Source organism: Mycobacterium seoulense (assembly GCF_010731595.1).
GTDB lineage: Bacteria > Actinomycetota > Actinomycetes > Mycobacteriales > Mycobacteriaceae > Mycobacterium > Mycobacterium seoulense.
Map to the genome: position 1 here is coordinate 1,326,434 of NZ_AP022582.1, position 21,637 is coordinate 1,348,070.

Consider the following 21,637-nt stretch of genomic DNA (forward strand, 5'->3'; position numbering starts at 1 on the left):
CGTGGCGTATGCCAGCCGGTGCGCCGGGCACCCGCCCGCCTGGGCGCCGCTGCCGGTGCAGTACGTCGACTACACGCTGTGGCAGCGTGCGCAGTTCGGCGACCTCGACGACCGCGAGAGCCCCATCGCCGCCCAGCTGGCCTACTGGGAAGAGGCCCTGGCCGGCATGCCCGACCGGCTGCAGCTGCCCACCGATCGGCCCTACCCGCTGGTGGCCGATCAGCGCGGCGCCACCGTCGAAATCGACTGGCCGACCGCGCTTCAGCGGCAAGTCGGCGCGCTGGCCCGCAAGCACAACGCGACCAGCTTCATGGTGGTCCAGACCGCCCTGGCGGTGCTGCTGTCCAACCTCAGCGCGAGTTCCGATGTGGCGGTGGGCTTCCCGATCGCCGGGCGGCGCGACCCCGCCCTCGACGACCTCGTCGGGTTCTTCGTCAACACCCTGGTGCTCCGGGTCGAGGTGGCCGGTGATCCCACGTTCACCGGCCTGCTGTCCCAGGTGCGCCAGCGCAGCCTGGCCGCCTACGAACACCAAGACGTGCCGTTCGAGGTGCTGGTCGAACGGCTCAACCCGGCCCGAAGCCTGACCCACCACCCGCTGGTTCAGGTCATGCTGGCCTGGCAGAACTTCGCCGGGCAGGACGGCGGCGGCCCGGCCGCCGGGCTGTCCCTGGGCGGCGTCGAGATCACGCCGATGCCGGTGGACACCCAGACCGCCCGGATGGACCTGACCTTCTCGCTGGCCGAGCGCTGGGACCCCGCCGGGGAGCCCGCCGGCATCGGCGGGACCGTGGAGTTCCGCACCGACGTGTTCGATCCGGACAGCATCCGGGCGCTCGTCGGACGGTTGCAGCGGGTGCTGACGGCCATGACCGCCGACCCTGCCCGGCCGCTGTCGTCGCTGGATCTGCTCGACGACGCCGAGCACGCCCGACTCGACGAGATCGGGAACCGGGCGGTGCTGACCGCGCCGATGGCGGCGCCGGCGTCCCTTCCGGCGCTGTTCGCCGCGCAGGTGGCCCGCACCCCCCAGGCCGTGGCTCTGGTGTGCGGTGGCCGGTCCATGACCTACCGCGAGCTGGACGAGGCCGCGAACCGGTTGGCGTTCGTGTTGGCCGGCCGCGGGGCCGGCCCGGGAGAGTCCGTAGCGCTGCTGTTTTCGCGTTCGGCCGAGGCGATCGTGTCGATCCTCGCGGTGCTCAAGGCCGGGGCGGCGTACCTGCCGATCGACCCCGCGCTGCCCGAGTCCCGAATCGGATTCGTGCTCTCCGACGCGGCCCCGATGGCCGTCGTCACCACCGCCGACCTGGCCGACCGGCTCCTCGGCCGCGACGTGCCGGTCATCGACGTGGGCAACCTCGAGCCCCCCACCCGGCCCGGCACGGCGCTGGAGGCGCCGGCACCCGAGGACCTCGCCTACCTCATCTACACGTCGGGCACCACCGGTGTCCCCAAGGGCGTCGCGGTCACCCACCAGAACGCGACCCAACTGCTGGCGCGCATGGACGCCGGTCTACCGCGCGCCGGCGTGTGGTCTCAGTGGCATTCGCTGGCCTTCGACGTCTCGGTCCACGAGATCTTCGGCGCGTTGCTGCACGGCGGCCGGCTGGTCGTGGTGCCCGAGTCGGTGGCGCGGTCACCCGAAGACTTCCACGCGCTGCTGGTGGCCGAGCAGGTCGACGTGTTGAGCCAGACGCCGTCCGCGGCCGCGATGCTCTCGCCCGACGGGCTGGACGCCGTCGCCCTGGTGGTGGCCGGGGAGGCGTGCCCGGCCGAACTGGTCGACAAGTGGGGTGCGGGCCGGGCGATGATCAACGCCTACGGCCCGACCGAGGCCACGGTGTACGCGGCGGTCAGCGAGCCCCTGGAGCCGGCCTCGGTCGAGTCCGGCCCCGAATCACACATAGTGCCCATCGGCTCGCCGGTACCCGGTGGCGCGTTGTTCGTGCTCGACGGGCGGTTACGGCCGGTGCCCGTCGGCGTGGTCGGCGAGCTCTACGTCGCCGGTGCCGGCGTGGCGTGCGGATATTGGCATCGGGCGTCCCTGACGGCGTCGCGGTTCGTGGCCTGCCCGTTCGGCGGGGCCGGAAACCGCATGTACCGCACCGGGGACTTGGTGCGCTGGCGCGCCGACGGGCAGCTGGACTACCTGGGCCGCGCCGATGAGCAGGTCAAGATCCGCGGGTACCGCATCGAGCTCGGCGAGGTGCGCGCCGCGCTGGCCTGGCTCGACGGCGTGGAGCAGGCGGTGGTCGTCGCCCGCGAGGACCGGCCCGGCGGTACGCGGTTGGTCGCTTACCTCACCGGAACGGCCGACCCGGCCGGCGTGCGCGCCGCGCTGGCCGAGCGGTTGCCGGCGTACATGATCCCGGCCGCGGTGGTGGTGCTCGACGCGTTGCCGCTGACACCCAACGGCAAGCTCGACATCCGCGCCCTGCCCGCACCGGAATACTCCGACGCCGACCGCTACCGGGCCCCGGACACCGCCGTCGAGGAAATCCTGGCCGGCATCTACGCCCAGGTGCTGGGGCTGGACCGGGTCGGTGTCGACGACTCGTTCTTCGACCTCGGTGGCGACAGCATCTCGTCGATGCAGGTGGTGACGCGGGCCCGGGCCGCCGGCCTGATCTGCCGGACCCGTGACATCTTCGTCGAGCAGACCGTCGCCCGGCTGGCGCGGGTGGCCGAGGTGGCCGACGCCCGCGCCGACGTGGCTGACGAGGGCGTGGGTCCCGTGCCGCCCACCCCGATCATCCGCTGGCTGCAGGGCGTGGATGGCCCGGTCGACCAGTTCAACCAGGCGATGCTGGTTCAGGCCCCCGCCGGGGCCGGCGAGGCCGACGTGCTGGTGGTGCTGCAGGCCCTGCTCGATCGGCACGCCATGCTGCGGCTGCGTGTCGACGACGGATGGTCGCTGGCGGTGCCGGAGCCGGGTGCGGTGGACGCCGCCGAATGTCTGCACACCGTGGCCGAGTTGTCCGACGCGGCGCTGGTCGAGGCGCGGTCCCGGCTGAACCCGGCCGCCGGGGCGATGCTCAGCGCGCTGTGGGTCAGCTCCACCGCCCAGCTGGTGGTGATCATCCACCACCTGGCCGTCGACGGCGTGTCCTGGCGAATCCTGTTGGAAGATTTGAACATCGCCTGGGCCCAGCACCGACTGGGCCAGCCGGTGGCGTTGCCGGCGGCGGGGACGTCGTTCGCGCGGTGGGCGGCGCAGCTGACCGAGCGCGCCAACGACCCTGACGTGGTGGACCAGCTGGAAACCTGGAGGCACGTGGTGGCGACGCCCGCGACGCTGCCCGCGGTGCGCCCCGACGTGGACACCTTCGCCGCCGCCGGGCAGCTCTCGGTGGAGCTGGATGCCGAGACCACCGGCGCGCTGCTCGGCGAGGTGCCCGCGGCGTTCCACGCCGGCGTGCAGGACATCCTGCTCATCTCGTTCGCCCTGGCCCTGGTCGAATTCCTGGGCCCACGCATTGCCGGCGCGGCGCCGACGATCGGCATCGACGTCGAAGGCCACGGCCGCCACGAGGAGCTGGGCCGCGACGTCGACCTGTCGCGCACCGTGGGGTGGTTCACCGCCAAGTACCCGGTGTCATTGGCGACGGGTGAATTACGTTGGGCGCAAGTCGTTTCCGGCGACCCCGCGGTGGGGGCGGCGATCAAGGACGCCAAGGAACAGCTGCGCGCCCTGCCCGATTCACTGACCTACGGGCTGCTGCGCTATCTGAACACCGATGCCGACCTGGAGGGATCCGACCCACCGATCGGGTTCAACTACCTGGGTCGCCAGGGTGGGGCCGAGCTCACCGAGGAGATGTGGCGGCCCGTGCCGGGCTCGGTCACCGGCGCGGCCGCGGCCATCCCGATGCCGCTGATGCACACGCTGGAGCTCAACGCGGCCACCGTCGACATCGAGACGGGACCGCACCTGCAGGCGCATTGGACGTGGGCGCCGTCGGCGCTGGACGAGGGGCAGGTCACCCGGCTGAGCCGGTTGTGGTTCGAGGCGCTGGCCGGGATCTGTGCCCACGTGCGATCCGGCGGCGGCGGATTGACGCCGTCGGACCTCGCGCCCGCCCACCTCAGCCAGCAACAGATCGACCGGCTGGAGCGGCAATGCCGCATCGCCGACGTGCTGCCGCTGACCCCGGTGCAGCAGGGGCTGCTCTTTCACGCCAACACCGTGCGGGGCGCCGGACAGGATGCCAGCGACCTCTACGCCGGCCAGCTCGACATCGCCATCACCGGCCCGCTCCACCCCGGCCGCCTGCGCGACGCCGTGCTCGCGGCGGTCCGGCGGCATCCGAACCTGGTGGCCCGATTCTTCGACCAGTTCGACGAGCCGGTGCAGGTGATCGTGGCCGACCCCGCGCCGGCCTGGCAGTACCTGGAGCTGGGCGCCGAGGTTGACGTCGACGAGCGCGTCGAACGGCTCTGCGCCACCGAACGCGCCGCCGTCTGCGACCTCGACAGCCAGCCGCCCTTCCGGGTGGCCCTGATCCGCACCGCCGTTGACCGGCACCGGCTCGTGCTGACCAACCACCACATCGTGCTCGACGGCTGGTCGATGCCAATCCTGTTGGGCGACATCTTCGCCGGCTACTACGGCCAGCGGCTGCCCGCCGCGGCGCCCTACCGCGACTTCGTCACCTGGCTGACCGCCAGGGACCGCGACGCCGCCCGCGCCGCCTGGGCGGAGGAATTCGCGGGCTTCGACGCGCCGACGCTCGTCGGCCGCCAAGACCGGTTGCAGCCGGGCACGCAGGGCCTCCAAACGCACAGCCTGCCGGCCGATCTCAGCCGGGCCGTCGGCGAACTGGCCCGCTCCTGCCACACCACCGTCAACACCGTGCTGCAGGCCGCCTACGCGCAACTGCTGTGCTGGTTGACCGGGCAGCACGACGTCGCCTTCGGCACCACGGTCTCGGGCAGGCCGGCCGAACTCCCGGGTGCGGAATCGATGGTCGGCCTCATGATCAACACCGTGCCGGTGCGGGCGAACATCACCCCGACGACCAACGCCGCCGAGCTGATCGAGCAACTGCAGGGCGCCACCAACGACACCTTCGATCACCAACACCTGGCGCTCAACGACATTCACCGCATCACCGGTCACGAGCAGCTGTTCGACACCCTGTTCGCCTACGAGAACTATCCGATCGACGCCACCGCGTTATCGGGTGATCAGGAGTTGTCCATCACCGGCATCACCAGCCGGGAGTCCACCCACTACCCGCTGACGATTCAGGCCCAGCCCGGCGAACAGCTGCGCCTGCAGGTCGCATACGACACCGACGTTTTCGACCCCGACGCGGTCGGGACGCTGATCGAGCGGCTGCGCCGGGCGTTGGTGGCCATGACCACCGAACCCGGGCGGCGGTTGTCGGCGACGGACGCGCTGGACGCCGCCGAGCACCGCAGGCTCGACGAGATCGGCAACCGGGCGGTGCTGAGCCGGCCGTGGGTGCCGGTGTCGATTCCGGCGTTGTTCGCCGCGCAGGTGGCCCGTACCCCGATGGTGACGGCGGTCCGTTTCGAGGGTCGGTCGATGACGTATCGGGAGCTCGATGAGGCGTCGAACCGGTTGGCGCACGCGTTGATTGGCCGCGGCGCGGGCCCGGGGGAGTCGGTGGCGGTGCTGTTGGAGCGTTCGGCCGAGGCGATCGTGGCGATCCTGGGTGTGCTCAAGTCGGGGGCGGCGTATCTGCCGATCGACCCGGGGTTGCCGGCGGCGCGCATCGAGTTCATGCTCGCCGATACCGCGCCGGCGGCGGCGGTGACCACCGCGGAGCTGGCCGAGAAGCTGGCGGCTCGCGTGCTGCCGGTCGTCGACGTGCACAGCCCGGCCCTGCAGGCGCAGCCAACGACGGCGTTGCGGGGGCCCGATCCGGAGGATGTCGCGCACATCATCTACACGTCGGGGACCACGGGGGTGCCCAAGGGGGTGGCGGTCAGTCACGCGAATGTGACGCGGTTGTTCGACGCGCCGGCGGTGGGGGTGGCGTTGGCGCCGGATCAGGTGTGGACCCAGTTCCATTCGTATGCCTTTGATTTCTCGGTGTGGGAGATCTGGGGTGCGTTGTTGCATGGGGGGCGGTTGGTGGTGGTGCCCGAGGCGGTGGCCCGCTCGCCCAAGGATTTCCACGCTTTGCTGGTCGCCGAGCGGGTCACGGTGTTGAGTCAGACCCCGGCGGCGGTGCGGATGCTCTCACCGCAGGGTCTGGATTCCACGGCGCTGGTGATCGGGGCCGAGCCGGTGCCGGCGGAGCTGGTGGACCGGTGGGCGCCGGGGCGGGCGATGATGAACGTCTACGGGCCGACCGAGAGCGCGATCTTTGCCTCGATGAGCACCCCGTTGGCCGCCAAATCGGGGGCACCGCCGATCGGGTCGGCGGTGCCCGGGGCGGGGTTGTTCGTGCTGGACGGGTGGTTGCGGCCGGTGCCGGTCGGGGTGGTCGGTGAGTTGTATGTGGCCGGTCGCGGGGTGGGGCTGGGGTATGTGCGCCGGGCGGGGTTGACCGCGTCGCGGTTCGTGGCGTGCCCGTTCGGCGGGCCCGGTGAGCGGATGTATCGGACGGGCGATCTGGTGTGCTGGGGTGCTGATGGGCAGCTGCGGTATGTGGGGCGCGCCGACGAGCAGGTCAAGATCCGCGGCTACCGCATCGAGGTCGGCGAAGTCCGCTCGGCGCTGGCCGCCCTGGACGGCGTCGAGGACGCGGTGGTCATCGTGCGGGAAGACCGCCCCGGCGACAAGCGCCTGGTCGGCTACCTCACGGGCACCGCCGACCCCGACGGCGTGCGCACCGCGCTGGCTCAGCGGCTGCCCGGCTACATGGTCCCGGCCGCCATCGTCGCACTCGAGTCACTGCCGATGACCCTCAACGGCAAACTCGACACCCGCGCCCTGCCCGCACCCGAATACACCGCGTCCGGGTACCGCGCCCCAACCAATCCCACCGAGGAGATCCTGGCCGGCATCTACGCACAAGTCTTGGGCCTCAAACGCGTCGGCATCGACCAGTCGTTCTTCGAACTCGGCGGAGACAGCATTTCAGCGATGCGCCTGATCGCCGCGGTCAACACCGACCTCGACGAGTACCTGTCGGTGCGCGCCATCTTCGAGGCGCCCACCATCGCCCAGCTGGCACCCCGGATCGGCGAGGGTGCGGGCGGCCTCGCGCCGCTGGTGGCCGGCCCCCGGCCCGCTGCGATCCCGCTGTCGTTCGCCCAGAGCCGGTTGTGGTTCCTCGACCAATTGCAGGGTCCGTCACCGGTTTACAACATGGCGGCGGCCATGCGGCTGCGCGGCAGGCTCGACGCGCAGGCGCTCGGTGCGGCGCTGGCCGACGTGGTGGCCCGCCACGAAACCCTGCGCACCGTGTTCGCCGCGCCCGGCGGAACACCGCAGCAGGTGGTCATCCCCGCCGAGCGGGCCGACTTCGGCTGGCGGGTCGTCGACGCGCATGACTGGTCGGCGAGCCGACTGGAGGAGGCCGTCAAGGACGCGGCCCGCGACACCTTCGACCTGGCCACCGATATTCCGTTGCGCGCCTGGCTTTTCCGCGTCGCCGACGACGAGCACGTGCTGGTGGCCGTGGTGCACCACATCGCCGCCGACGGCTGGTCGCTGCGGCCGCTGGCCGCCGATCTCGGTGTCGCGTATGCCGCCCGCTGCGCGGGGGAGCCCCCGGGGTGGACCGAATTGCCGGTCCAGTACGTCGATTACACGCTGTGGCAGCGCGACCAGTTCGGCGACCTGAAGGACCGCGACAGCCGCATCGCCGCCCAGCTGGCCTACTGGGAGAAGGCCCTGGCCGGCATGCCGGAGCGGTTGCAGCTGCCCACCGACCGGCCCTACCCCCAGGTCGCCGACCAGCGCGGCGCCACGGTGGCGATCGACTGGCCCGCCGACCTGCAGCAGCAGGTCGCCGCGGCCGCCCGTGAGCACAACGCGACCAGCTTCATGGTGGTGCAGGCCGCGCTGGCGGTGCTGTTGTCCAAGGTCGGCGCGAGTAGCGATGTGGCGGTGGGGTTCCCGATCGCCGGGCGCCGCGACCCCGCGCTCGACGACTTGGTCGGGTTCTTCGTCAACACCCTGGTGCTGCGGGTCGACGTGGCCGGCGACCCCACCTTCGCCGAGCTGCTGGACCGGGTGCGCGCGCGCAGCCTGGAGGCCTTCGAGCATCAGGACGTGCCGTTCGAGGTGCTGGTCGAGCGGATCAACCCGACCCGCAGCCTGACCCATCACCCGCTGATCCAGGTGATGCTGGCCTGGCAGAACTTCGGGGGGCAGGACAGCGACGCCGCGACCGGACTGGCCCTGGGCGACGTTCAGGTCACCTCGATGCCGCTGGACATCCAGGTCGCCCGCATGGACCTGACGTTCTCGCTGGCCGAGCGCTGGACCGAGGCGAACGAGCCCGCCGGCATCGGCGGGCGGGTGGAGTTCCGCACCGACGTGTTCGACGCCGGCAGCATCGAGACACTGGTCGGGCGGCTGCAGCGGGTGCTGGCGGCGATGACCATCGATCCCACCCGACCCGTCTCGTCGGTCGACCTGCTCGACGCGGCCGAGCGTGCCCGCCTCGACGAGCTCGGCAACCGGGCGGCGCTGACCGCGCCGGTTGCCGCGCCGGTGTCGATTCCCGAGGCGTTCGCCGCCCAGGTGGCGCGCACGCCGCACGGGCCGGCGCTCGGCTGCGGCAAGCGGTCGTGGACGTATCGCGAGCTCGACGAGGCGTCAAACCGGTTGGCACACCTGTTGATCAGCGCGGGCGCGGGCCCGGGCCAGGCTGTGGCGCTGATGTTTTCGCGGTCGGCCGAGGCGATCGTGGCGATCCTCGCGGTGCTCAAAACCGGGGCGGCCTACCTGCCCGTCGACCCCGCCCACCCGGCGGCCCGCATCGGTTTCATGCTCGCCGACGCCGCGCCGGTGGCGGTGGTCACGACCGCCGAGCTGGCGCACCGGCTGGACGAGCACGACACCACGGTCATCGACGTGGACGATCCCGCCGTCGAGGCCCAGCCCGCCACCGCCCTGCCGCCGCCCGGCGCGGAGGACATCGCCTACCTCATCTACACCTCGGGGACGACCGGGACGCCCAAGGGCGTGGCGGTCAGCCACCGCAACGTCACCCAGCTGGTGGCGTCGGTGGACGCCGGCCTGCCGGACGCCGGGGTGTGGTCGCAGTGGCACTCCTACGGCTTCGACGTGTCGGTGTGGGAGATCTTCGGCGCGCTGCTGCGCGGGGGGCGCCTGGTGGTGGTCCCCGACGCGGCGGTCCGCTCCCCGGAGGACCTGCACGCGCTGCTGATCGCCGAGCGGGTCAGCGTGCTAAGCCAGACCCCGTCCGCCGCGGCGATGCTGGACCCGCGGGGGTTGGAGTCGGCCGCGTTGGTCGTTGCCGGCGAGGCCTGCCCGCCGGAGCTGGTCGACCGGTGGGCGCGCGGGCGCGTGATGATCAACGCCTACGGCCCCACCGAGACCACGGTGTACGCGGCGATCAGCGCGCCGCTCAAGACCGGAGACGCGGTGGTTCCGATCGGCTCCCCGGTCGCCGGCGCGGCGTTGTTCGTGCTCGACGAGTCCCTGCGGCCGGTGCCCCCCGGGGTGGTCGGCGAGCTGTACGTGGCCGGGGGCGGGCTGGCCCGCGGGTACTGGCGGCGGGCGGCGCTGACGGCGTCGCGGTTCGTGGCGTGCCCGTTCGGCGGCCCGGGGGCGCGGATGTACCGCACCGGTGACCTGGTCCGCTGGGGCGCCGACGGGCAGCTGCAGTACCTGGGCCGCGCCGACGATCAGGTCAAGATCCGCGGCTACCGGATCGAACTCGGCGAGATCCAGGCGGCACTCGCCGAGCTGCGCGGGGTGCGGCAGGCGGCCGTCGTCGCCCGCGAGGACCGGCCCGGCGAGAAGCGCCTGGTCGGCTACGTCACCGGGTTCGCCGACGCGGCGGATCTCCGCGCGCGGCTGGCCGACCGGCTGCCCGCCTACATGGTCCCGGCGGCCGTCGTGCCCCTCGACGCGCTGCCGCTGACACCCAACGGCAAGCTCGACACCCGCGCCCTGCCGGCGCCGGAATACTCCGACACCGACCGCTACCGCGCCCCCGGCAGTCCCGTCGAGGAGGTCCTGGCCGGCATCTACGCCCAGGTGCTCGGCGTCGAGCGGGTCGGGGTCGACGACTCCTTCTTCGACCTGGGCGGCGACAGCATCTCGTCGATGCAGGTGGTGACGCGGGCCCGCGCCGCGGGCCTGGCGTGCCGGACGCGCGACGTCTTCGTCGAGCAGACCGTCGCCCGGCTGGCCCGCGTCGTCGGGGTGCCCGACGGCGACGCCGACCCCACCGACGAGGGCACCGGGGAGCTGCCCGCGACGCCGATCATCCGCTGGCTGCAGGAGGTCGACGGGCCGGTCGACCAGTTCAACCAGACGATGGTCGTGGAGGCGCCCGCCGGGGTCACCGAGCCCGACGTGCTGGCGGTGCTGCAGGCCCTGCTGGACCGGCACCCCATGCTGCGGCTGCGCATGGGCGCCGCGGGGTCGCTGACGGTGCCCGAGGCCGGGTCGGTGCACGCCGCCGACTGCCTGCACACCGTGGACGACCTGTCCGGCGCGGCGGTGGTCGAGGCGCGGTCGCGGCTGAACCCGGCCGCCGGGGTGATGCTGAGCGCGCTGTTCGCCGCCCCCGCCCGCCAACTGGTGCTGATCGTCCACCACCTGGCCGTCGACGGGGTGTCCTGGCGAATCCTGTTGGAGGACTTGAACATTGCCTGGGCCCAGCATCGCGGCGGGCAGCCGGTGGAGCTGCCGCCGGGCGGGACGTCGTTCGCCCGCTGGGCCGCCCTGCTGAGCGAGCACGCGCACAGCCCGGCGGTCGTCGGGCAGGCCGACGCCTGGAGGCGGATCGCGGCGACCCCGCCCGCGCTGCCGGCGCTACACCCCGACGCGGACACGTACGAGACCGCCGAGCACCTGGCGGTGCAGCTCGACGCCGAGACCACCCGCACGCTGCTCGGTGAGGCGCCGGCGGCCTTCCATGCCGGCGTCAACGACATCCTGTTGATCGGCTACGCCCTGGCCTGGGCGGAGTTCCTGGGCGGCGCCGCACCGATCGGCATCGACGTCGAGGGCCACGGCCGCCACGAGGAGCTCGCCGCCGGAGTCGACCTGTCGCGCACCGTGGGCTGGTTCACCACCAAATACCCGGTGTCCCTGGCAGTGGGTGAGTTGCCTTGGGCGCAAGTGGTTTCCGGCGATCCCGCGCTGGGGGCGGTGCTCAAGGAGGTCAAGGAGCAGCTCCGCGCCCTGCCCGACCCCCTGACCTACGGGCTGCTGCGTTACCTGAACGCCGAGGTCGACCTGGCCGGCTCCGACCCGGCGATCGGCTTCAACTACCTCGGCCGGGTGGGCGGCGCCGCGGCCGAGCTGTCGGATGAGCTGTGGCGGATCTCCCGCGACGGCTCCCCGGTCACCGGCACCAGCACGGCGGTGCCCATGCCGCTGATGCACACCGTGGACCTCAACGCGGGCACCGCCGACACCGAGGCCGGCCCGCAGCTGCATGCCAACTGGACGTGGGCGCCCTCGGCGCTGGACCGCGAGCAGGTCACCCGGCTGGCCCGGCTCTGGTTCGAGGCGCTGGCCGGCATCTGCGCCCACGTGCGATCGGGCGGTGGCGGGCTGACCCCGTCGGACCTCCTGCCGGCCCGCTTGACGCAGCGGCAGATCGACGAGCTCGAACGGCACACCCCGATCGCCGACGTGCTGCCGCTGACCCCCCTGCAGCAGGGGCTGCTGTTCCACGCCACCACCACCCGGGGCAGCGCGGACGACCTGTACGTGGTGCAGCTGGACATCGGCGTCACCGGCCCGCTCGACCCCGCCCGGCTGCGCGACGCGGTGCAAACCGTGGTGGACCGGCACCCACACCTGGTCGCCCGGTTCTGGGACCAGTCCGACGAACCGGTGCAGATCATCCCCGCGAACCCGACGATGGCATGGCGCTACGTCGGACTCGACGACGATGACCCCGGCGCGCGCGTTCAGGAGCTCTGCGCCGCCGAACGCGCCGCGGTCTCCGACCTGGCCGACCGGCCGCCCTTCCGGGTGGCCATGATCCGCACCGCGAACAACCGGCACCGGCTGGTGCTCACCATCCATCACCTCGTGCTGGACGGCTGGTCGGTGCCCATCCTCGTCAACGAGACCTTCGCCGCCCTCACCGGGCAGCGGCTGGCCCCGCCGGCGCCGTATCGGCGCTTCGTCGCCTGGCTGGCCGACCGCGATGTGGACGCCGCGCGGGCGGCGTGGGGTCAGGTGCTCGCGGGCTTCGACACCCCGACGCTCGTCGGGCCGCCGCAACAGCTGGAGCTGGGCGCCCGCGGCCTCGAGACGTTCGCGGTGTCGGCCGAGACCACCCGGGCGCTCGGCGAGCTGGCCCGGTCTCACCAGACCACCGTGAGCACCGTGCTGCAGGCCGCGTGGGCGCAGCTGCTCACCTGGCTGACGGGCAACTACGACGTGGCGTTCGGCACCACCGTCTCGGGCCGGTCGGCCGAGGTGGCCGGTGCCGAGTCGATGGTGGGCCTGTTGATCAACACCATCCCGGTGCGCGCCCGCATCACCCCGGAAACCAGCACCGCCGACCTGCTGGACCAGCTGCAGAGCGCTCACAACGACACGCTCGAGCACGAGCACCTGTCGCTCAACGAAATCCACCGGATGACCGGCCACGAAAAGCTGTTCGACACGCTGTTCGCCTACGAGAACTATCCGTTGGAAACGTCCGCGATGGCGGTCAACCACGAGCTGTCCATCACCGACTTCGACGTCTTCGAACGCAACCACTACCCGCTGACCATGCAGGCCGCCCTCTCCGGCGAACGGCTCGGCCTGCGCGTGGAATACGACGCGGGCGTGTTCGACGCGCACACCGTCGCCGCGCTGACCGAACGGCTGGAGCGGGTGCTGGTGGCGATGACCACCGACCCGGCCCGGCGGCTCTCGTCGCTCGACCTGCTGGACGCGTCGGAGCATGCCCGGCTGGACGACATCGGCAACCGGGCGGCGCTGACCCGGCCGGTGCCCGCGCCGGCGTCGATCGTCGAGTCGTTCGCCGCGCAGGTCGCGCACCGCCCGGACGCGGTCGCGATCGGCTGGGCCGACGTGTCCATGACCTACCGGGAGCTGGACGAGGCGGCGAACCGGCTGGCGCACCTGTTGGTCGCCGAGGGCGCCGGTCCCGGTCAGTCTGTGGCGCTGCTGTTCTCGCGGTCGGCGCAGGCGATCGTGGCGGTCCTGGCGGTGCTCAAGACCGGGGCGGCGTACCTGCCGATCGACCCGGCCGCCCCCCGCTCCCGGATCAGCTTCATGCTCGAGGACGCCGCCCCGGTCGCCGCGGTCACCACCGCGGGATTGCGGTCACGGCTGAACGGGTGCGACGCGCGCGTGATCGACATCGAGGACCCGCGCATCGACGGCTCTCCTTGCGGTCCGCTGCCGGCGCCCGCGGCGGACGGCGTGGCCTACATCATCTACACCTCGGGGACAACCGGTGTGCCCAAGGGCGTGGCGGTCACCCATCAGAACGTGACCCGGCTGATCGGCTCGCTCGACGCCGGCCTGCCGAACCCCGGTGTGTGGACGCAGTGCCACTCGTACGCCTTCGACGTGTCGGTGTGGGAGATCTTCGCCCCGCTGCTGCGCGGCGGCCGGGTGGTCGTGGTCCCCGAGTCGGTGGTGCGCTCGCCGCGGGACTTCCGCGCCCTGCTCCTCGACGAAGGCGTCACCGTGCTGACCCAGACCCCGTCGGCGGTGGCGATGCTGGACCCGGCCGGGCTCGAGGGTGTGTCGCTGGTGATGGCCGGCGAGGCCTGCCCGGCCGAGGTGGTCGATCGCTGGGCGCCGGGTCGGGTGATGGTCAACGCCTACGGCCCGACCGAGACCACCATGTGCGTGGCCATCAGCGCCCCGCTGACGGCCGGGTCGGGCGCACCACCGATCGGCTCGCCGGTGGCCGGCGCCGGGCTGTTCGTGCTGGACGCCTGGTTGCGGCCGGTGCCGCCCGGGGTGGTCGGCGAGTTGTACGTGGCGGGCACCGGGGTGGCGGCCGGCTACCTCGGGCGGGCCGGGCTGACCGGGTCGCGGTTCGTGGCCTGCCCGTTCGGCGAACCCGGCGCACGCATGTACCGCACCGGTGACCTCGTGCAGTGGGCCGCCGACGGGCAGCTGCGGTACGTGGGCCGCGCCGACGAGCAGGTCAAGATCCGCGGATACCGCATCGAACTGGGTGAGGTCCAGGCCGCGCTGGCCCGGCTGGACGGCGTCGACCAGGCAGTGGTGATCGCCCGCGAGGACCGCCCCGGCGACAAACGGCTGGTCGGCTACGTCACCGGGACGGCCGACCCCGCCGAGGCGCGCACCGCGCTGGCCGGACGCCTGCCGGTCTACATGGTGCCCGCCGCCGTGCTGGGACTCGACGCGCTGCCGCTGACACCGAACGGCAAGCTCGACGCCCGCGCCCTGCCCGCACCGGAGTACGCCGGCGGCGCATACCGGGCCCCGACGAACGCGACGGAGGAGATCCTGGCCGGCATCTTCGCCCAGGTGCTCGGCGCCGAGCGGGTCGGCGTCGAGGACTCCTTCTTCGACCTGGGCGGCGACAGCATTTCCGCCATGCGACTGATCGCCACGATCAACGCCAACCTGGCCGTCGACCTGGCCGTGCGCACCCTGTTCGACGCGCCCACGGTCCGGAGTCTGAGCCAGCGGCTGGTCACGGACACCTCGCCCGCCCAGGACGTCGTTCCGGTACAGACCCTGAAGCGGGGCGCCGGCGTTCCGCTGTTCTGCATCCACCCGGCGGGCGGCGTGAGCTGGCCGTATCAGGTCCTCGGCAATTACCTGGACTGCCCGATCGTCGGGATCCAACAGGTCCGCCGGGGCGGGGAAAGCGCGCCCCGGTCGATCCGGGAGATGGCGGAAAACTACGCCGACAGGCTGCAGGAGGTTTACCCCTCCGGCCCCTATCACCTGCTCGGCTGGTCGTTTGGCGGGGTCGTCGCGCACGAACTCGCGGTTGAGCTTCAGCGGCGCGGATGCGTGGTCACCCGCCTGATCCTGCTCGACGCCCAACCCGCCATCGACGACGGCGTAACCCTGCCTGGCGACGCCCTGGGCGAGGACCAGCCGGCGCAGGCCCCGCGATCCGGGCGGCTGCTCGACCTGCTCGCCGAAAACCTCCGCGAGAACGTCGAGCGGTACCGCGCTCACCGGCCGAGGGTCTTCAACGGCGACGTCACCGTCTTCTGCGCCGCGCAGGACGCGGGTGATCGCGGTGGATCCCTGTCGCGGTCCTGGCGGCCGCACGTCGCCGGCGAGGTCCTGACGTACGCGATCGAGTGCGGGCACGACGACATGCTGACCAGCGAATCGGTGGGCCTGTACGGGCAGCGGCTCAGGCGTTCGCTGGCCCTGGCGGAACGGCGGCTCGAGCTCGCCGGTGGCGGTCAGCGCCCCGCGGCGTCGCGCGACGACAAGCTGCCCGGGGAGCGCGCCGGTTAGCGGCCCGCACCCGGCGGCTCAGGACGCCGAGGCGCCCACAGCGGCCCGGTGCTGGGGGCAATAGGACGCCACGGAAGCGCCGAGAAGGAAGGCCGCTTCGTGTGCCGACAGATCGGTGGCCCGCACGACGTTGAGCACCAGGGAGGTCGGCGTCTTGCCCTTGTCGAGTCCGGCGCACATGTTGTGCCCCGCGGCGATCGCGGCGCCACGGTCGGTGAAGACGACGCCGTTTCGCTGAATCTCGGCAATGAACGAATCGTCGATTTGATCGGCTGACGCCGGGGCGGAAAAAAGCACCCCGGCGGCCGCGAGCGCGACCGCGCCGATTGCCGACCAATTTCCACGATGCGCATTCATTCGCGTCAAGGTCTTCCTCAATGTGCGGCTGAGCCCGGTGGTTCCAACGGTGGCTGAACATTAGCCAGAATCGGGGCATCTTTCTCGCCGGCGCCAACCGCGCCACCTCACACGATTCGGCCCGGTGGCGGTGAGACCGCTCGCCGGCTCGTGGCCGGGGCCGCCGACGGCACCGGGCGCAAGATGCGGTGAAAGCCGTTGTGCCGCAGCGCAGTCCCGCAGCGGGCGTCCCGTCACGCGGCTGCCGACCGGCGAGAGCCGGGAGCGCGGGCGTCGCGACCGGCCCGCGCGGGACCCGACGGCGAGAGCAGAGCGCAACCAAGATTTAACCGTCGCGGGGATCGCGGCGCGCAAAATCGGGCACCGCGGCGCATAACCCCGCCGGCTTATTCCGAACCATTCGGTGGCCGTCGCCCGTGTGCTCGCACCGGCGCGAGCCGGAACACCACGATTGCCCGTTGACCCGAACACATCCGCCGACACATTTCACAGCGGCCTTACGGGCGCGCCGCAACCACCTTCGGTATGGTCCAAGGAGTGTGCGGAGTCACCGGGGAGGTACGGCTCGACGGGCGGGTCCCCGATGTAGCAGCGGTGTCGGCGATGGCCGCGGTGATGACCCCAAGGGGTCCCGACGCGTCCGGCGCCTGGTCACAGGGCCGCGTCGCGCTCGGTCATCGCCGCCTCAAAATCATCGACCTCAGCGAGGCCGGCGCCCAGCCGATGGTCGACTCGGAGCTGGGGCTGGCCATCGCCTTCAACGGCTGCATCTACAACTACAAAGAACTGCGCAGCGAACTCACCGGGCACGGCTACCGGTTCTTCTCGCACAGCGACACCGAGGTCCTGCTGAAGGCCTACCACCGCTGGCGCGACGATTTCGTCAGCCACCTGCACGGCATGTTCGCCTTCGCCATCGTCGAACGCGACAGCGGCCGGGTGCTGCTCGGCCGCGACCGGCTCGGCATCAAGCCGCTCTACCTGACCGAGGACGCCCACCGGATCCGGTTCGCCTCGGCCCTGCCGGCGCTGTTGGCGGGCGGCGGCGTCGACACCCGCATCGATCCCATTGCGCTGCACCACTACATGACGTTCCACTCGGTGGTCCCCGCGCCGCTGACCATCCTGCGGGGCGTCCGCAAGGTGCCGCCCGCGTCGCTGATCGCGATCGAGCCCGACGGCCGGCGCGTCACGACCACGTATTGGACCCCGGACTTCACCCGGCACCAGGACCGCGCAGGCTGGTCGGAGACCGACTGGGAAGACGCCGTGCTCGACGCGCTTCGGGTGGCGGTCAAGCGCCGGCTGGTCGCCGACGTGCCGGTCGGCTGCCTGTTGTCCGGCGGCGTCGACTCCAGCCTGATCGTCGGCCTGCTCGCCGAGGCGGGCCAGCACGGCCTGATGACCTTCTCCATCGGCTTCGAGGCGGCCGGCGGCGTCGAAGGTGACGAGTTCCGGTGGTCGGACATCATCGCCCAGCGTTTCGAAACCGACCACCACCAGATCCGCATCGGAACCGACCGGATGCTGCCCGCGCTCGACGGGGCCATCGGCGCGATGAGCGAACCGATGGTCAGCCACGACTGCGTCGCCTTCTACCTGCTCAGCCAGGAGGTGGCGCGCCACGTGAAGGTCGTGCAGTCGGGCCAGGGCGCCGACGAGGTGTTCGCCGGCTACCACTGGTACCCGCCGATGCGCTCGCCGGCCGCGGCGTCCCTTCCGGGGGCGGTCGCCGAGTACCGCGGCGCCTTCTTCGACCGCGACTCGGCGGAGCTGGCGGGCCTGCTGGGGCCGGGCATCATGGCCCCGGGCGACCCCAGCGAGCGCTTCGTCAGCGAGCACTTCGCGCGCGCCGGCGCCGAGACGGGCGTCGATCGCGCGTTGCGGCTCGACACGACCGTCATGCTGGTGGACGACCCGGTGAAGCGGGTCGACAACATGACGATGGCCTGGGGCCTGGAGGGCCGGGTGCCGTTCCTCGATCACGAGCTCGTCGAGCTGGCGGCGACCTGCCCGCCCGAGCTGAAGGTCGCGCACGAGGGCAAGGGCGTGCTCAAACAGGCGGCGCGGCGGGTGATTCCGTCGTCGGTCATCGACCGGCCCAAGGGGTATTTCCCGGTTCCCGCGCTCACCCACCTCGAGGGGCCCTACCTCGACATGGTGCGCGACGCGTTGTACGCGCCGGTCGCCAAGGAGCGCGGCCTGTTCCGCACGGAGGCGGTCGACGCGCTGCTGGCCGACCCCAACAGCAAGCTGACCCCACTGCGCGGCAATGAGCTCTGGCAGATCGCCCTGCTCGAACTCTGGCTGCAGCGGCACGGAATCACCGGTCCGGTGGCATGACCGTCATCGATCCCTCCGGAGACCCCACCGAGGCGATCACGATGGGCCTCCACGACGCCTCGCCGCCGGAGCTGGTGGAGGCGATGGCCAAGGATGTCGAGCTGGAACTGGGCTGGGGCCGGCTCATCTTCGGCCAGACGTTCGCCGATTCCCAGCAGCTGGTGGAGGCGCTGCGGCGGGAGGGGCCCGGGCGTCGCGACATCTGCATCTACGCCCGCGAATCCCACGTGGTGGTCGCCGAAGCGCCGACCGAGCTCTTCATCGACCCCAGCCACACCTATCGCCTGCGCTTCGCCGATTCCTCGCCGGAGGATCTGTCGCCGTCGCCGCTGGGCATCACCGTGCGCACACTGAACGACCCGGTCGACGCCGACGCCATGAACCGCGTCTACGTGCGCTGCGGCATGGTGCCCGCCGGGGTCGACGTCATCTGGAACAACCACCTCAACGTGCCGGCGGTGACCTACCTGCTGGCGGTGCGCGACGCGGACGGCGCCGTGGTGGGCACCGTCACCGGCGTCGACCACGAGTTGCTGTTCTCCGACCCCGAGCAGGGGTCGAGCCTGTGGACCCTGGCCGTCGACCCGGCGGCTGGGCTGCCCGGTATCGGCGCGGCGCTCACCCGGGCCCTGGCCGAGCGCTTCCGCAACGCCGGGCGCGCCTACATGGACCTCTCGGTCGCCCACGACAACGCCGCCGCCATCGGCCTGTACGAGAAGCTGGGTTTCCGCCGCGTCCCGGTGCTGGCGATCAAGCGCAAGAACGCCATCAACGAGCCGCTGTTCAGCCCGCCGCCCGAGACGGTCGACGACCTCAACCCCTACGCCCGGATCATCGCCGACGAGGCACTGCGCCGCGGCATCTGGGTCGAGGTGCTCGATGCCGAGACCGGCGAGATGCGGCTCACCCACGGCGGCCGCAGCGTCATCACCCGCGAATCGCTGTCCGAGTACACCTCGGCGGTCGCCATGTGCCGCTGCGACGACAAGCGCCGGACGCGGCGCCTCGTCTCCGAGGCGGGCATCACGGTGCCGCGCGCCCGCCTGGCCACGTTCGACGAGGGCGACTACACGTTCCTCGCCGAAGTCGGCGAGGTGGTCGTCAAACCGACCCGGGGCGAACAGGGCAAAGGCATCACCGTGGGGGTGACCGCCGACAACGGTCCCCAAGAGCTCGCCGACGCGCTGGCCCGCGCGCGTGAGCAATACCCGGACGTGCTGATCGAGCAGCGGGTGCAAGGCGACGACCTTCGGCTCGTGGTGATCGACGGCCGGGTGGTCGCCGCCGCGCTGCGGATGCCGCCCGAGATCATCGGCACGGGGGAGCACAGCATCCGGGACCTGATCGCGGCCGAAAGCCGGCGGCGCTCGGCGGCCACCGGCGGCGAGTCCCGCATCCCGCTCGACGACCTGACCGAGGCGACGGTCGCCGAGGCGGGCTGGACGCTGGACGACGTGCTGCCCCAGGGCACCCGGCTGCGCGTTCGCCGCACCGCGAACCTGCACCAGGGCGGGACGATCCACGACGTCACCGCCGTGGTGAACCAGGAACTGTGCCGCGTCGCGGTCACGGCGGCCGAGGCGATCGGCATCCCCGTCACGGGCATCGACCTGCTGGTGCCCGACGTCACCGGCGCCGAGTACGCCTTCATCGAAGCCAACGAACGGCCGGGGCTGGCCAACCACGAGCCACAGCCCACGGCCGCGGCTTTCATCGACTTCCTGTTCCCCGGACACCCCGGCCAGCCGGCGGCCTGGACCCCCGAGGAGTCGCGCACCGACCGTGGCTGACGCTTGCCATCCGCTTCGCTCGGGTATTTCTGAAGATCACTCGGAGAGGAGCTCGATGAGCGACAGCGTGCGGACCGGGACCATCACCACCCACGTGCCGGCGCGGCTGGACAGGCTGCCCTGGTCGCGATTCCACTGGCGGGTCGTCATCGGCCTCGGCGGGGTGTGGATCCTCGACGGGCTCGAGGTCACGATGGTGGGCAACGTGTCGGCCCGCCTCACGGAAAAGGGCAGCGGCATCGACCTGAACCCGGCGCAGATCGGCATGGCGGCCGCGTTCTACATCGCCGGCGCGTGCCTGGGCGCGCTCTTCTTCGGACACCTGACGGACCGCTTCGGGCGGCGCAACCTGTTCATGCTGACGCTGGCGGTGTACCTGGTCGCCACCGTCGCGACCGCATTCGCCTTCGCCCCCTGGTACTTCTTCCTCGCGCGGTTCTTCACCGGCTCCGGCATCGGCGGCGAATACGCCGCGATCAACTCGGCCATCGACGAGCTGATCCCCGCCCGCCTGCGCGGCCGGGTCGACCTGATCATCAACGGGACATACTGGCTCGGCTCGGCCGCGGGAGCGGCCGGCGCGCTCGTCCTGCTGGACACGTCGAATTTCGCGCCCAACATCGGCTGGCGGCTCGCCTTCGGCGTCGGCGCCATCTTCGGCATCTTCGTGCTGCTCGTGCGGCGCAACGTCCCGGAGAGCCCGCGCTGGCTGTTCATCCACGGCCGCGACGAGGAGGCCGAGCGCGTCGTCGGCGAGATCGAGGACGCGGTGCGGGCCGAAACCGGCGAACCGCTGCCCGAGCCGCAGGGGCGCAAGCTGAAAATCCGCCAGCGCGAGACCATTTCGTTCCGCGAGATCGCCAGGGTGGCGTTCAAGCTCTATCCGCAGCGCGCGGTCCTCGGGCTGGCCCTGTTCACCGGGCAGGCATTCCTCTACAACGGCGTGACGTTCAACCTGGGCACCCTGTTGAGCGGGTTCTACGGGGTGCCGTCGGGGAAGGTGCCGCTGTTCTTCATCCTGTGGGCCCTGAGCAACTTCGTCGGGCCGCTGGCCCTGGGGCACCTGTTCGACAGCATCGGCCGCAAGCCGATGATCACGGCCACCTACATCGGCTCCGCGGTGGTGGCGGTCGTGCTCGCGATCCTCTTCGTGACCCAGACCGGCGGCGTCTGGGCGTTCATCGGCGTCCTCGCCGTCGCGTTCTTCCTGGCCTCGGCCGGCGCCAGCGCCGCCTACCTGACGGTCAGCGAGATCTTCCCGATGGAGACCAGGGCGCTGGCGATCGCGTTCTTCTACGCGGTGGGCACCGCGATCGGCGGCATCACCGGCCCGTTGCTGTTCGGGCAGCTGATCAATTCGGGCGAACGCGGCCAGGTGGTGTGGTCGTTCCTGACGGGCGCCGCGGTCATGGCGATCGCGGGGCTGGTCGAGCTGCGGCTGGGCATCGCGGCCGAACGACGTCCGCTCGAGGAGCTGGCGCTGCCCCTGACGGTCGAGGACGCCGACCCCCACGACCGCCGCGAAGGCGGGACGCCGTAGCCCGGCGGGTTCGCGACTTCTGTTCGCAACCATCGCGGCGGT

5 protein-coding genes (1 of these 5 only partly in view) are annotated in these 21,637 nt (G+C 71.8%); 4 read left to right on the top strand and 1 reads right to left on the bottom strand.

The features are described from left to right. Positions 1-15,565, top strand: the 3' portion of a protein-coding gene (locus G6N37_RS06055; protein WP_163677319.1) for a non-ribosomal peptide synthase/polyketide synthase. It extends 15,545 nt beyond the left edge of the window; 15,565 of the gene's 31,110 nt are visible here — the last part of the coding sequence; its start codon lies beyond the left edge, outside the window; the stop codon is at positions 15,563-15,565. Between the two features lie 18 nt (positions 15,566-15,583). On the opposite strand, the gene G6N37_RS06060 is transcribed toward G6N37_RS06055, so the two are convergent. Continuing rightward, the gene (locus G6N37_RS06060) at positions 15,584-15,922 is read right to left on the bottom strand and encodes a DUF732 domain-containing protein (RefSeq protein ID WP_163677323.1); all 339 of its coding nucleotides are present in this window, start codon (positions 15,920-15,922) and stop codon (positions 15,584-15,586) included. Positions 15,923-16,459: 537 nt separating this feature from the next. Here G6N37_RS06060 and G6N37_RS06065 point away from each other — a divergent pair. From G6N37_RS06065 to G6N37_RS06075, 3 genes are read left to right on the top strand one after another with little or no spacing between them, the layout of a single operon-like run. Continuing rightward, the gene (locus G6N37_RS06065) at positions 16,460-18,265 is read left to right on the top strand and encodes an N-acetylglutaminylglutamine amidotransferase (RefSeq protein WP_163677326.1); all 1,806 of its coding nucleotides are present in this window, start codon (positions 16,460-16,462) and stop codon (positions 18,263-18,265) included. Further along, entirely contained in the window at positions 18,262-20,055 is a 1,794-nt protein-coding gene (gene ngg, locus G6N37_RS06070; protein WP_163677329.1) for an N-acetylglutaminylglutamine synthetase, read from the top strand. The genes G6N37_RS06065 and ngg overlap by 4 nt, the downstream gene beginning before the upstream one ends. A gap of 55 nt (positions 20,056-20,110) precedes the next feature. Continuing rightward, positions 20,111-21,595, top strand: coding sequence for an MFS transporter (locus G6N37_RS06075; RefSeq protein ID WP_163677333.1), 1,485 nt, complete (start codon positions 20,111-20,113; stop codon positions 21,593-21,595). The last annotated feature ends 42 nt before the right edge of the window (positions 21,596-21,637 follow it).